The sequence below is a fragment of the Microbacterium sp. NIBRBAC000506063 genome (assembly GCF_017968845.1).
In the GTDB taxonomy this organism is placed as follows: domain Bacteria; phylum Actinomycetota; class Actinomycetes; order Actinomycetales; family Microbacteriaceae; genus Microbacterium.
This window is the reverse complement of sequence record NZ_CP072876.1, coordinates 67,644-80,130: the sequence shown is the minus strand read 5'-3', so window position 1 is coordinate 80,130 and position 12,487 is coordinate 67,644. Positions and strand designations below refer to the sequence as shown.

The 12,487-nt window shown below is 70.6% G+C and carries 8 protein-coding genes and 7 pseudogenes; 10 read left to right on the top strand and 5 right to left on the bottom strand.

All coding sequences use genetic code 11. The features are described 5' to 3' along the window. Nucleotides 1–20 precede the first annotated feature (20 nt). Nucleotides 21–1,285: pseudogene (locus tag KAE78_RS00445) on the bottom strand (MFS transporter). Between the two features lie 84 nt (nucleotides 1,286–1,369). Here KAE78_RS00445 and prfB point away from each other — a divergent pair. The 7 genes and pseudogenes from prfB (at nucleotide 1,370) to KAE78_RS18130 (ending at nucleotide 7,043) form a co-directional block, all read left to right on the top strand. Further along, complete coding sequence (gene prfB / locus KAE78_RS00440; protein ID WP_223171331.1) at nucleotides 1,370–2,479, top strand: peptide chain release factor 2; 1,110 nt, start codon at nucleotides 1,370–1,372, stop codon at nucleotides 2,477–2,479. A gap of 154 nt (nucleotides 2,480–2,633) precedes the next feature. Beyond that, nucleotides 2,634–2,957: a GNAT family N-acetyltransferase gene (locus KAE78_RS00435; protein WP_223171330.1), complete on the top strand. Its 324-nt coding sequence runs from the start codon at nucleotides 2,634–2,636 to the stop codon at nucleotides 2,955–2,957. A 69-nt stretch (nucleotides 2,958–3,026) separates the two neighbouring features. Further along, a pseudogene (gene ftsE / locus KAE78_RS00430) lies at nucleotides 3,027–4,071 on the top strand (cell division ATP-binding protein FtsE). After that, nucleotides 4,068–4,980 (top strand): annotated as a pseudogene (ftsX, locus tag KAE78_RS00425) (permease-like cell division protein FtsX). Before ftsE ends, ftsX begins: the two co-directional pseudogenes overlap by 4 nt. 148 nt (nucleotides 4,981–5,128) lie before the next feature. Beyond that, nucleotides 5,129–5,430: pseudogene (gene smpB, locus KAE78_RS19145) on the top strand (SsrA-binding protein SmpB); the annotation flags it as partial. A 118-nt stretch (nucleotides 5,431–5,548) separates the two neighbouring features. After that, nucleotides 5,549–6,259 (top strand): annotated as a pseudogene (locus KAE78_RS18135) (glutamate-cysteine ligase family protein); the annotation flags it as partial. A 235-nt stretch (nucleotides 6,260–6,494) separates the two neighbouring features. After that, nucleotides 6,495–7,043: a hypothetical protein gene (locus KAE78_RS18130; protein ID WP_317451933.1), complete on the top strand. Its 549-nt coding sequence runs from the start codon at nucleotides 6,495–6,497 to the stop codon at nucleotides 7,041–7,043. Nucleotide 7,044: 1 nt separating this feature from the next. Here KAE78_RS18130 and KAE78_RS18125 read toward each other — a convergent pair whose 3' ends face one another. Then, nucleotides 7,045–7,641, bottom strand: a complete 597-nt coding sequence (locus tag KAE78_RS18125; RefSeq protein ID WP_317451798.1) for a prolyl oligopeptidase family serine peptidase — start codon at nucleotides 7,639–7,641, stop codon at nucleotides 7,045–7,047. Nucleotides 7,642–7,790: 149 nt separating this feature from the next. Here KAE78_RS18125 and KAE78_RS18120 point away from each other — a divergent pair, with 149 nt between their 5' ends. After that, nucleotides 7,791–8,348 (top strand): hypothetical protein, encoded by a 558-nt coding sequence (locus tag KAE78_RS18120; RefSeq protein ID WP_317451797.1) that lies wholly within the window; start codon nucleotides 7,791–7,793, stop codon nucleotides 8,346–8,348. A 198-nt stretch (nucleotides 8,349–8,546) separates the two neighbouring features. On the opposite strand, the gene KAE78_RS18115 is transcribed toward KAE78_RS18120, so the two are convergent. Next, complete coding sequence (locus tag KAE78_RS18115) at nucleotides 8,547–8,924, bottom strand: hypothetical protein (RefSeq protein ID WP_317451796.1); 378 nt, start codon at nucleotides 8,922–8,924, stop codon at nucleotides 8,547–8,549. Nucleotides 8,925–9,160: 236 nt separating this feature from the next. Further along, entirely contained in the window at nucleotides 9,161–9,307 is a 147-nt protein-coding gene (locus KAE78_RS17035; protein WP_262927882.1) for a hypothetical protein, read from the bottom strand. Here KAE78_RS17035 and KAE78_RS17025 point away from each other — a divergent pair. Beyond that, nucleotides 9,252–9,889, top strand: a pseudogene (locus KAE78_RS17025) (methylenetetrahydrofolate reductase); the annotation flags it as partial. The gene KAE78_RS17035 and the pseudogene KAE78_RS17025 overlap by 56 nt on opposite strands. Here the strand turns inward: KAE78_RS17025 and KAE78_RS17020 are convergent. Beyond that, nucleotides 9,784–10,140: a hypothetical protein gene (locus KAE78_RS17020; RefSeq protein WP_262927881.1), complete on the bottom strand. Its 357-nt coding sequence runs from the start codon at nucleotides 10,138–10,140 to the stop codon at nucleotides 9,784–9,786. The pseudogene KAE78_RS17025 and the gene KAE78_RS17020 sit on opposite strands and share 106 nt — an antisense overlap. Here KAE78_RS17020 and metE point away from each other — a divergent pair. Then, nucleotides 10,139–12,457, top strand: a pseudogene (gene metE / locus KAE78_RS00400) (5-methyltetrahydropteroyltriglutamate--homocysteine S-methyltransferase). The gene KAE78_RS17020 and the pseudogene metE sit on opposite strands and share 2 nt — an antisense overlap. Nucleotides 12,458–12,487 lie beyond the last annotated feature (30 nt).

Below are 12,487 nucleotides of genomic sequence, written 5' to 3'. Positions count from 1 at the left end.
CGAGACCTTTCCTCGGGTGGTCACTTGTCGGGACGGGGGACGAATCTCGGGATCCAGCGGAGGAACGCGGCGGCGCCGAGCAAGCCGATCACGCCCAGGGCGCCGGTCGCCACCGAGAGCGAGGCGGCCGCCGCGATGCCCGAGACGATGAGCGGTGCCGCAGCCCCGCCGGCATCGTTGAGCGTGCGCCACGAGCCGAGGAACGGCGCCGGATCATGCTGCGGTGCGGTGTCGGCGCCCAGGGTCATCAGGATGCCGCTGGAGAGCCCGTTGCCGACACCCAGCACCGCCGCCAGCATCCCGTACCAGAGCAGCGCGGCGTCGCCATCGTGGGTGAAGGCGAGCACGAAGAAGGCCCCGCCCATCAGGAGCATCGCCGGCATCGCTGCCCAGAGCCTGCCGAAGCGGTCCATCACCTGGCCGCTCGCGTAGAAGAGGGCGAAGTCGATCGCGCCCGAGACGCCGACGACCAGCGCGATCGACTGGGCGTCGAGGCCGAGCGACACACCCCACAGCGGCAGGACGACCTGACGGGCCGAGCGCAGCGCCGACAAGGATGCCGCGGCCAGTCCCAGGCGCGAGAGGACGTCGCGATACCGCCACATCGTGCGGAACACACCCAAGCGCTCATGCGTGGGAATGGAGCCGGTGACCGGCTCACCCGTGTCCTCCACCAACCGTGCAGCCGCGCCGTTGCGCACGATCGGATGCGTCTTCTCCGGGTCCGGTCCGAAGGCGACGAGCAGGATCATCGCCACCAGGCACCCGAGGAAGAACCAGATCGCCGCGCTCTCGTCGTGGAAGAACTGCAGCAGCGCCGCCGAGACGAAGGGGCCTACGAAGATCCCGAGGCGGAACGAACCGCCCAGCAGCGCGAGCGAGCGGGCGCGGATCTCCAGCGGCACGCGCGTGGTCATGAACGCGTGACGGGCGAGCCCGAAGGCGGCGGCACAGAAGCCGAGCAGGAAGACGGATGCCGCCAGCGCCGCGAGCGTGGGGGAGAGCAGGATCGCCACCGCCGAGAGCAGTGCGACGCATCCGGCGATGATCATCGTCGCGCGCTCGCCGAACCTCGCCACAGCCCACCCGGCCGGGAGGTTGCCGCAGAGTTGCCCGACCACGAGCGCCGAGGCGACGAGGGCGGCCGTGGCCAGGCTCGCCCCCATGCCGACGGCGATGACCGGGATGAGCGGGATCACGGCGCCCTCGCCGAGCGCGAAGAGGACGGTGGGGCGTACACCATCGGCCCGAACTGCCGGAGGACGGTCGCCGCGTTCACTGCCATCCCTCCACGCTACCGCTGCCTCCCTGCCGGGAGCGCGTCGCACCCGGTCGGCAGGGAGCGGCGGGCACGTTAGGCTGAAGTGTCATGCTCGAACTGGATATCTCCGCAGAAATCGCCGCCCTCCGCCAGACCTTTGGCGACATCAGCGCGGTCGTCGACGTCGACGCCGTGCGCGCGGACATCGCCCGCCTCAGCGAGGCCGCCGGCGCCCCCGACCTGTGGGACGACACCGAGAATGCCCAGAAGGTGACGAGCGCGCTCAGCCACCGCCAGTCCGAGCTCGCCCGCATCGAGGGCGTCGCCCGCCGCCTCGACGACCTGGAGGTGCTCGTCGAGCTCGCCCAGGAGATGGACGATGAGGATTCCGCGAACGAGGCCCGTGCCGAGCTCGCCGCCCTCACCGAGGTCATCAGCCAGCTCGAGGTGCAGACGCTGCTGGACGGCGAGTACGACGACCGGCCCGCCATCATCACCATCCGCTCCGGCGCCGGCGGCGACGACGCCACCGACTTCGCCGAGATGCTCATGCGCATGTACCTGCGCTGGGCCGAGCAGCACAAGTACCCGGTCAAGGTCATGGACACCTCCTACGCCGAGGGCGCGGGCATCAAGTCGGCCACGTTCGAGATCGACGCCCCCTACGCCTTCGGCACGCTGAGCGTCGAGGCGGGCACGCACCGCCTCGCCCGCATCAGCCCCTTCGGCTCCGCCGACAAGCGCCAGACGAGCTTCGCCGCCGTCGAGGTCATCCCTCTGATGGAGGAGGCCACCGAGGTCGAGATCCCGGAGAACGACATCCGCGTCGACGTCTTCCGCTCCTCGGGCCCCGGCGGGCAGTCGGTCAACACGACCGACTCGGCCGTGCGCATCACGCACCTGCCGACCGGGATCGTCGTCTCGATGCAGAACGAGAAGTCGCAGATCCAGAACCGCGCCGCCGCCATGCGCGTCCTCCAGACCCGCCTCCTCCTGCTGCAGAAGGAGGAGGAGGCCGCGAAGAAGAAGGAGCTCGCCGGCAACATCACCGCGAGCTGGGGCGACCAGATGCGCTCCTACTTCCTCTACGGCCAGCAGCTCGTCAAGGATCTGCGCACCGGCTACGAGTCCGGCAACCCGCAGTCCGTCTTCGACGGCGACCTCGACGGCTTCATCTCGGCCGGCATCCGCTGGCGCAAGCGCAGCGACGAGGACTGAGCGGATGTCGGAAGCTCGCACTAACCTCGCCGCATGAGCGAACTCAGACTGGCCGAGCTGACCCCGAGAACCTGCCCGCGGTCATCCGCATCCCGCCGGCGATGGGGAGAAGGCCTACGTCGCCCCGGTCCTGGTCTCGATCGCCGAGGCGTATGTGACACCCACCGCATGGCCGCGCGTCATCCTCGAGGATGACGAGGTCGTGGGATTCGTGATGGCCAACTGGGACCCCGAGAACGAGATCCCGGAGTTCCGCGGCGGAATCTGGCGCCTCAACGTCGCCGACGAGGCGAAGGGACGAGGGGTCGGCCGCTTCGCCGTCGAGCAGGTGGTGCACGAGGCACGGCGCCGCGGATACTCGCAGATCACCGTGCTCTGGGATCCGGCCGAGGACGGCCCCGAAGGGTTCTATCTCAAGGCGGGCTTCGAGAAGACCGGCGAGCTCTTCGGCGAGACGGTCGGCACGCTCGCCCTGTAAACGTCATTCAGAGACCGCTGGGTGTCGCTCGACGTGAGGGCGGCGGCCCGCGCATAGGCTCGATGCGCCATGATTCGGTTCGAGAACGTCACCAAACGCTACCGGGGCACCCAGAGACCCGCGCTCTCGGGTGTCGACTTCGAGATCGCCCGCGGTGAGTTCGTGTTCCTCGTGGGGCGTCCGGCTCGGGCAAATCCTCGTGCCTCCGGCTGATCCTTCGCGAAGACGTCCCCTCCTCGGGGCGCATCGCCGTTCTCGGCCGCGACCTGCGCACCCTCGCGAACCGCAAGGTGCCCTATTTCCGCCGGCACATCGGCTCGGTGTTCCAGGACTTCCGGCTGCTGCCGTCGAAGACCGTCTCCCAGAACGTCGCCTTCACGCTGCAGGTGACCGGATCCTCACGGGCGTTCATCCAGCAGGCCGTGCCCGAGGTGCTGGCTCTCGTGGGCCTGGACGGCAAGCAGAAGCGGATGCCGCACGAGCTCTCCGGCGGCGAGCAGCAGCGCGTCGCGATCGCCCGTGCGCTCGTCAACCGCCCGCAGGTGCTGCTGGCCGATGAGCCGACCGGCAACCTGGACCCGCGACCTCCATCGACATCATGCAGCTGCTGGCCCGCATCAACGCGGGCGGCACGACCGTGGTCATGGCCACGCACGAGGCCGCCTTCGTCGACCAGATGCAGCGTCGCGTGATCGAACTGCGCGACGGCGAGCTCGTCCGCGACGAGGTGCACGGCGGCTACGGCGACACCTCGAGTCTTCCGCGACTGACGCCCGAGGCGGTGCGCGGGGCGGCCGCGGCCGCGGCCCTCACCGCCGTGCAGGAGGTGCACCGCGAGACGATCGAGAGCGCGGATGCGGGCGAGCCCGACGCACCCGAAGCGCAGGAACAGCTGAGCGAGCCGGGCGACGCGGACGCCGCGGAGCCGGGCGACGTCGTCGAGCAGGCCGATCCGGGCGAACAGGAGGCGCCGGCATCCGTTCCCGCGGACCCGCCCGCGCCGCGCACGCATCCGATCGTGCTGCCGGAGGTGGACGTCGCCGAGCTCGGACTCGCCGACAGCCTCGGACTGTCCCATACCGACGAAGACGACGAAGTGGGGCCGACCTCATGAGATTCGGCCTCATCCTCGGCGAGGCGCTCACGGGCCTGCGCCGCAACGCCTCCATGGTCATCTCCGTCGTGCTCGTCACCTTCGTCTCGCTCACCTTCGTGGGCGCGGCGATCCTCATGCAGGCGCAGATCAGCACGATGCGCGCCTTCTGGGTCGATCGCGCCCAGGTGGGGATCTACATGTGCTCGGCGCTCGCCGTCACCGAGACCTGCGCCGACGGCGCCGCCACCGAGGATCAGGTCGAGGCCGTGCGCGCCGAGCTGGAGGGCCCGACGCTCTCCCCCCTCATCACGAACGTGAACTTCGACACCAAGGAGGAGACCTACGCCAAGGTCCTCGAGGTGGCGGGCGAAGACCTCGGCGACATCCTCACGGTCGACCAGATGTACGAGGTGTTCTGGGTCAGTCTCACCGACCCGGGCGACGTCGACGTCATCGCCGAGGCCTTCGGCGGGGTCGCCGGAGTCGAACAGGTCAAGGACGAGATGCAGTATCTCGACCCCCTCTTCTCCGCGCTGACGATCGCCACCTACATCGCGGTGGGGATCGCGGTGCTCATGCTCATCGCCGCCGTGCTGCTGATCGCCACGACCATCCGGCTGTCCGCCTACGCCCGCAGACGCGAGATCGGCATCATGCGCCTCGTGGGCGCGTCGAACAGGTTCATCCAGACACCCTTCGTGCTGGAGGGGTCTTCGCCGCGTTCATCGGCTCGCTCCTGGCCAGCGGCGCCGTCATCGCCGGCGTGCACTTCGGCGTCAAGCAGTACCTCGCTCAGCGGGTGCCGTTCATCGTGACCTGGGTGGGCGTCGAAGACGCCTATGTGGTCGTCCCGTGCTCATCGGGATCGGCGTGCTGCTGGCCGCGCTCTCGGCCGGCTTCGCGATCCGGCGGTGGCTGCGGGCCTGATAAGCTGGCGGGCTGCTCGACGGCATCCGGCCCCGAGCATTCATCGCACAGGAGAGCACCATGCCCAGGGAACGCGGGAGACGGTCGTCGCGACCAACCGACGCGCTCGTCACGAATACTCGATCGAGAAGACGTACGAGGCGGGCTGGTGCTGACCGGGACCGAGGTGAAGTCGCTCCGTCAGGGCCGGGCTAACCTCTCCGACGGCTACGCCTACATCAAGGACGGCGAAGCCTTCCTCGACGCCGTGCACATCCCGAGTACTCGCAGGGGCACTGGACGAACCACTCCGCCAAGCGCATCCGCAAGCTCCTCCTGCACAAGGACGAGATCGTCAAGCTCTCGCACGCGATCTCCGCCGGCGGGTACACGCTCGTGCCGCTCAAGCTCTACTTCTCCGACGGGCGTGCGAAGGTCGAGATCGCCGTCGCGAAGGGAAAGCGCGAGTACGAGAAGCGGCAGACGATCCGCGAGCGCGAGGACAAGCGCGAGGCCGAGCGCGCCATGCGCACCCGCAACCGGTTGGGGAGTAGTTCCCTTCCGGGCCATCACGCGGTAGCGTCTGGCCATGGGAGCACAGGTCGAACAGCGCACGTTCACCCGGCAGGACCGGCAGCGGTTCCGTGCCAAGGTCACCGACTGCCTGGACGTGCTGGCCAGGCTCCTGGCCGACGGCCACTTCCAGGTGTCCGAGCCCCGGCTCGGCCTGGAGATCGAACTGAACCTCGTCGACGAGAACGGCGACCCGGCGATGTCCAACGCCGAGGTGCTCGACGCCGTCGCCGACCCGGCATTCCAGACCGAGCTCGGGCAGTTCAACGTCGAGATCAACGTCGCACCGAGGCCGCTGCGCGGAACGCATGTCGCCGAGCTCGAGGAGGCGCTGCGCAGTGCGCTGAACGAGGCGGATGCGCAGGCCCGCTCGGTCGGCAGCGGCCTCGCCATGATCGGGATGCTGCCGACCCTCACCGAGCATCACTTCGACGCCAAGTGGCTCTCCGAGGATCCCCGCTACGATCTGCTCAGCCAGCAGATCCTCGCGGCGCGCGGAGAGGACATCGAGCTGCGCATCGACGGCGTCGCCCTCCCCGGCAAGATCCGGCGGGAGCGGCTCGGCATCATCACCGACACGATCCTCCCCGAAGCGGCCTGCACCTCTGTGCAGCTGCATCTGCAGGTCGTGCCCGAGGAGTTCGCCGTCTACTGGAACGCCGCCCAGACGATCTCCGGCGTGCAGGTGGCGCTCGCGGCGAACTCGCCGTTCTTCGCGGGCCGGGCGCTCTGGCACGAGACCCGCATCCCGCTGTTCGAGCAGGCGACCGACACGCGATCGCCGGAGATGCAGAACCAGGGCGTGCGGCCCGGGTCTGGTTCGGGGAGCGGTGGATCACCTCGATCTTCGATCTCTTCGAGGAGAACTCCCGCTACTTCCCTCGCTGCTCCCGGTGTGCTCCGAGGAGGATCCGCGAGAGGCGCTGGAGAGCGGTCGGCCCCCGCTGCTCTCGGAGCTGACCATGCACAACGGCACCGTGTATCGCTGGAATCGTCCGATCTACGACTGCGCCGACGGCGGATACCACCTGCGCCTGGAGAACCGCGTGCTCCCGGCGGGGCCGAGCATCGTCGACGTGCTGGCGGATGCCGCGTTCTACTACGGGCTCGTGCATGCCCTGGCGCGCTCCGAGCGGCCGCTGTGGACGCAGATGACCTTCGATGCGGCGGAGGAGAACCTGCACGCCGCCGCCCGCGACGGCCTCGAGGCGCGATTGTACTGGCCGGAGGTCGGCTGGGTGGGGCCGCGGGAGCTCGTGCTGCGCCGCCTGCTGCCGCTGGCGGAGGAAGGTCTCGCCGACTACGGCGTTGCCGCCGAGGTGCGCGATCGCTACCTCGGAGTGATCGAGGCGCGCTGCCTCGCCGGGCGCAACGGCGCCACCTGGCAGCGCGAGGCCGTCGCGGCCCGTGAACGCGCCGGCGAGCGGCGTCGCGCGGCGCTGCGGGGCATGATGCGCGACTACCTCGTGCTCATGCACGAGGGCGAGCCCGTGCACACCTGGGAGCAGTGAGTCAGAACCGCGGCTCGAAGCCGAAGACGCGTCCGAGGAAGGCGAGCTCGGTCTCCAGCGCCTGCACGATCGTCTCGGCGCGCCGGAAGCCGTGCCCCTCGCCCTCGAAGAGGACGTACTCGTGGGGTACGCCGCGGGCGGCGAGAGCGTCACGGATGCTCTCGGACTGCGAGGGCGGCACGACCGCGTCCTCCGCGCCCTGCAGCAGCAGCACCGGTACGTCGATCCGGTCGGCGTGCGTCAGCGGTGAGCGCTGGATGTAGACGCTCTCTGTCTCGGGAAGCGGGCCGACGAGCCCGTCGAGGTAGTGCTTCTCGAAGTCGTGCGTGTCGGCGGCCAGCGCGCGCAGATCGCTCACGCCGTAGCGGCTGATGCCGGCACCGAACACGCCGCCGCGCACGAGGCACGACAGCACCGTCCAGCCGCCCGCCGAGCCGCCTCGGATCGCGAGGCGTGCGGGGTCGGCGAGTCCGGCATCCGCCAGCCCCGCGGCCGCCGCGAGCACGTCGTCGACATCGACGATGCCCCACTGCCCGGCCAGGCGCTCGCGGTAGGCGCGGCCGTAGCCGCTGGAACCGCCGTAGTTGACGTCGAGCACGCCGATGCCGCGGCTCGTGAAGTAGGTGATCGCGGCGGATGCCTGTCCCGAGACATGCGCGGTGGGGCCGCCGTGGACGAGGACGAGGTACGGCGGCAGCTCGTCGTCGGGGCGGCCGCCTCGGGATGCGTCGGCGGGTAGTCGAAGGCGTGTACGGGGCCGTGCGGGCCGTCGACGGTGATCTGTCGTACGGCCGGCGTCCAGCCGGACGCGGCGGCCACCCCGCCGCGGAGGAGCTGGGCGTCGCCGTCGATGTCGATGAGCCACAGGCCGGCCGGGCGCGTCGCCCCGGCCCGGAGACGAGCACCCGGCTGCCGCGGGCGTCGTCGATGCTGAGCCCGGCGCTCAGCGGCAGATCCAGGGTGCGCTCCGTGCCGTCCGGTTCGATCACGACGAGCTCATCGGTGCCGTTCGTGCGCACCGCGACGATGCGGCCGTCCTCGAGCGGGCGGTACCAGCGGTTGCCGAGGACCCACAGCCCGCCGCCCGTGTCGGCGTCGGCCGGGGCCACCGGAATCGGGTTCCCCTCGCCCAGGCGCAGACGGAAGAGGTTCCAGCGGCCGCTCGGATCGTCGGCGAAGAGCAGCTCGCCGGTTCCGGTCCACTCGGGCTGCAGCGCGGCGGTGGTGGCGATCTCGACGACCTCGCCGGTGCCGTCGGTCCGCGCGATGCGCAGAGCCGCCTTCTCCCAGGGCATGTGGGGGTGATCCCACGCGACCCACGCGAGATGGGCGCCGTCGGGGAGAGTGCGGGGTGGGCGAGGAAGGTGCTGCTGTCGGCGAGCGTGCGCACGGCGCCGAGATCGGATGCCGCGGAGCCGTCCGTCGGCACCTCCACGATCGAGCGGGTGATGCCGTCGCCGTCGTGCGTCTCGCGCACCGCGAGCAGCCGCCCATGCTGGAAGGTCAGGCCGCCGTGCCGGGGCCTTCGGCGGTGAGCGGCTGCGGCTGCCCGCCCGGGCTCAGACGGTAGACGCGTTGGTCGGCGTTCTCGACGAAGTACAGCGTGCCCGCGGCAGTTCCCCTGAGCCCGGTCGAAGGGTCCGTCGTCCAGGACCCTCCGCCGTACTCGTGCACGCGCGAGCGCGCGTTCCACGGATCCGGCAGCACCGGCGTCTCGGGGCCGCCCGAGCGGCGGACCGCGATCCGGCCGCCCTCGGCGGGAACCGACTCTCCCCACCAGACCTCGTCGCCGACGAAGCGCGCCCCCTCGATGCGGGGCGAGTCGGAGGCGATCGACGAGGCGGTCAGCGGCGAGGGCCAGGAGCCGTAGGGCAGGGGCATGGGTCTCCTTCTGCGGTCGGTTCTCTTCGAGCCTAGCCCGGGGAATGTGACACCGGATGACGAGGGCTCTGGCATGCGGCGCCGGCCTGTCCTACCGTGAAGGGAACGCCCGGTTCGTCCCGGGCGTGGTGCGACAGCCGAGCCCGGCACCCGCCCGCAGACGACGCCTGTGCGTCGTGCGCGGATGCCCGGCAGAACGACTATCCACCAGGGAGCACGATGTCCCACGACACTCCTCAGACCTCGGACGAGGACTGTCGCGCCCTGCCCGCCGTTCCCTTCTCCTTCGAGCTGTATCCGCCGCGCACCTCGGCCTCGGAGGCCGCCCTGCACGAGACCGTGCGGCGTCTCGCCGCGGCGGGGCCGAGCTTCCTCTCCGTCACCTACGGAGCCGGGGCTCCACGGGAGGCCGTTCCCTCGAGGTTCTGCGGTTCATCCGTGAGCAGACGGATGTCGAGCCGCTCGCGCACCTCACCTGCGTCGGAAACACCTATGCCGGCGCGGCCGCGCTCATCCGGGAGTTCCTGGATGCCGGCATCCTGAGCTTCCTCGCCCTCCGCGGCGACCCTCCCGCAGACGGCAGCTCGCCGTTCCTCGGCGACCTGGAGAGCGCGGCCCAGCTCGTGCAGCTCATCGACCGGGTCCAGGCCGAGCGGGCACCCTACGGGGAGGAGCCGGTTCCGGGCATTCCCGGTGCCGTGCGCGTCGTCCGGCGGCGCAAGACGAACATCGCCGTCGCGGCCTTCCCCAAGGGGCACCCCCGCGCGGCGCATCGGAACCAGGACATCGAGGCGCTGCTGGCCAAGCAGGCGGCCGGTGCCACCTTCGCGCTCACACAGCTCTTCTTCCACGCCGACGACTATCTCGTCTTCGTCGAACGCGCCCGCCAGGCGGGGGTGACGATCCCGATCCACCCGGGCATCATGCCCATCACCTCACCGGCACGACTGCGCCGGGTGCTCGAGCTCACCGGCGAAGAGCTGCCGAACGAGCTCGCCGTGGCGCTCGAGGTCGAGCCGACCCCGAGGGTCGCGAGGAGATCGGCATCGAGTGGGCCGCGCGCCTCTCGCGTGAGGTCGTCGCCGGCGGTGCGCCCGGCGTGCACCTCTACGCCTTCAACCAGCACCGCACCGTCCTCTCCGTCCTCGCCGAGGCCGGAATCCTTCCCGCGCCGTCCCTGCGCGGCTGACCGCACCCGCACGAAAGGACCGATCATGACCGCATTCCCCGAGGGCACGATTCTCGGATACCCCGCATCGGCCGCCGGCGCGAGCTCAAGCGCGCCGTCGAGTCGTTCTGGGCCGGACGCATCGATGAGACGGAGCTCGAGGCCGCGGCCGCCGCGCTGCGGGCTGCGAACCGCGAACGTCTCGCGGAGCTCGGTCTCGGACGCGACGACTCCTCGATCCCCGAGTCCTTCTCCTACTACGACCAGGTGCTCGACGCCGCCGTCACGGTCGGCGCGATCCCGGAGCGCTTCGAGGACCTTCGCGAGGCCGATGGCACGGTGCGGCTCCCGCCTACTTCACGATCGCGCGCGGCGAGGGCGACCGCGCCCCGCTGGAGATGACCAAGTGGTTCGACTCGAACTATCACTACCTCGTGCCCGAGATCGGCCCCGAGACGTCGTTCTCGCTCGCGAGCGACCGGCTCGTGCGCGAGACCGAGGAGTCCGTCGCCGCCGGCTTCCGCACGCGCCCGGTCATCGTGGGCCCGGTCACGCTCCTCGCTCTGGCCAAGGCATCGGATGCCGCGCTCGAGGGCTTCTCGCCGCTCAGCCGTCTCGAGGATCTGCTGCCCGTCTACGTCGACCTGCTCGCTCGGCTGAAGTCCGCCGGTGCGGAGTGGGTGCAGCTGGACGAGCCGGCTCTGGTGAGCGAGTCGCTGCCGACGGATGCGGCGGAGCTCGCCGCCGCCGCGGAGCGGGCCCTCGCGGTGCTCGGGACACCGCCGATCGCCCCGCGATCCTCGTCGCCGCGCCCTACGCCTCGCTGGGCGCCGCCTTCCCGGTGCTCGCCGCCGCGCCCATCGAGGCGATCGCGGTGGATCTCGTGCGCGGCGACGTGCCCGCCGCGGCTACGGGTCTCGCGGACAAGGTGCTCGTCGGCGGCGTGATCGACGGCCACAACATCTGGCGCGGCGACCTCGCCGGCGCGTTCGCCAACCTCGAAGCGCTGCGGGGACTCGGCGCCCGCGCGGTCGCCGCGACCACCTCGACCTCGCTGCTGCACGTGCCGCACGATGTCGAGGACGAGTCGACGCTCGACGCGCGTCTGGTCTCCTGGCTCGCCTTCGCCGACCAGAAGGTCGGACAGATCGTGACCCTCGCCCGCGGCCTCGCCGAAGGACGCGTCGCGATCGAAGAGGAGTTGTCGGCGGCATCCGACGCCCTCGCCGACCGCCTCTCGGCGCCCGGGGTCCAGGACGGCGCGGTGCGCGCCCGCGCCGCAGCCCTCGGCGAGGCCGACTTCTCCCGCGCGCCCTATGCGGAGCGCGAATCGGCACAGGCGGAGGCGTTGCGCCTTCCCGCGCTGCCGCTCACGACGATCGGCTCCTTCCCGCAGACCGGTGACATCCGTCGCGCCCGTGCGCAGTTCACGAAGGGCGTGATCCCGGCATCCGACTACGAGGACTTCCTCCGCGCCGAGATCGACCGCGTGATCGTCCTCCAGGAGGACCTGGGCCTGGACGTGCTCGTGCACGGCGAGCCGGAGCGCAACGACATGGTGCAGTACTTCGCCGAGAACCTCGACGGTTTCGCGGTGACTGAGCACGGGTGGGTGCAATCCTACGGCTCGCGCGCCACGCGCCCCTCGATCCTCTGGGGCGACGTCTCGCGCCCGGCACCGATCACGGTGCCCTGGTCGACCTATGCGCAGTCGCTGACGGTCAAGCCCGTCAAGGGCATGCTCACCGGTCCCGTCACGATCCTCGCCTGGTCGTTCGTCCGCGATGACCAGCCGCTGGGCGAGACGGCCGACCAGGTCGCCCTGGCCCTGCGCGATGAGATCGCCGACCTCGAGGCGGCCGGCATCGGCGTCATCCAGGTCGACGAGCCGGCGCTGCGGGAACTCCTCCCGCTCAAGAAGGCCGATCAGCCCGCATACTTGGAATGGTCGGTGAACTCCTTCCGCCTGGCCACCGGCGGTGCGGCATCCGCCACGCAGGTGCACACGCACCTGTGTTACTCGGAGTTCGGCGTCGTCATCGATGCGATCCGGGCGCTGGATGCCGACGTCACCTCGATCGAGGCGGCGCGCAGCCGGATGGAGGTCGTCGCCGACATCTCCGCCTCCGGCTTCGATCACGGGATCGGCCCGGGTGTCTACGACATCCATTCGCCGCGGGTGCCCACGGCCGCGGAGGTCGAGGGCCTCCTGCGCCGCGCCGCGGAGGAGATCCCGAACCGACAGCTGTGGGTCAACCCCGACTGCGGTCTGAAGACCCGCGGCTACGACGAGACGGTCGCGTCGCTGCGCAACATCGTCGAGGCCACGCAGCGGGTGCGGGAGGACATCTCCGTCGGCGCCTGAGGCTTCTCACCCGATGCCAAGAACGCGAAA

Excerpts from the sequence above, each read along its gene's own strand:
- prfB (WP_223171331.1), top strand. The coding sequence starts at position 1,370 with ATGCTCGAACTGGATATCTCCGCAGAAATCGCCGCCCTCCGCCAGACC.
- KAE78_RS18130 (WP_317451933.1), top strand. The coding sequence starts at position 6,495 with ATGCACAACGGCACCGTGTATCGCTGGAATCGTCCGATCTACGACTGC.
- KAE78_RS18115 (WP_317451796.1), bottom strand. The coding sequence starts at position 8,924 with ATGCCCCTGCCCTACGGCTCCTGGCCCTCGCCGCTGACCGCCTCGTCG.
- KAE78_RS17020 (WP_262927881.1), bottom strand. The coding sequence starts at position 10,140 with ATGATCGGTCCTTTCGTGCGGGTGCGGTCAGCCGCGCAGGGACGGCGC.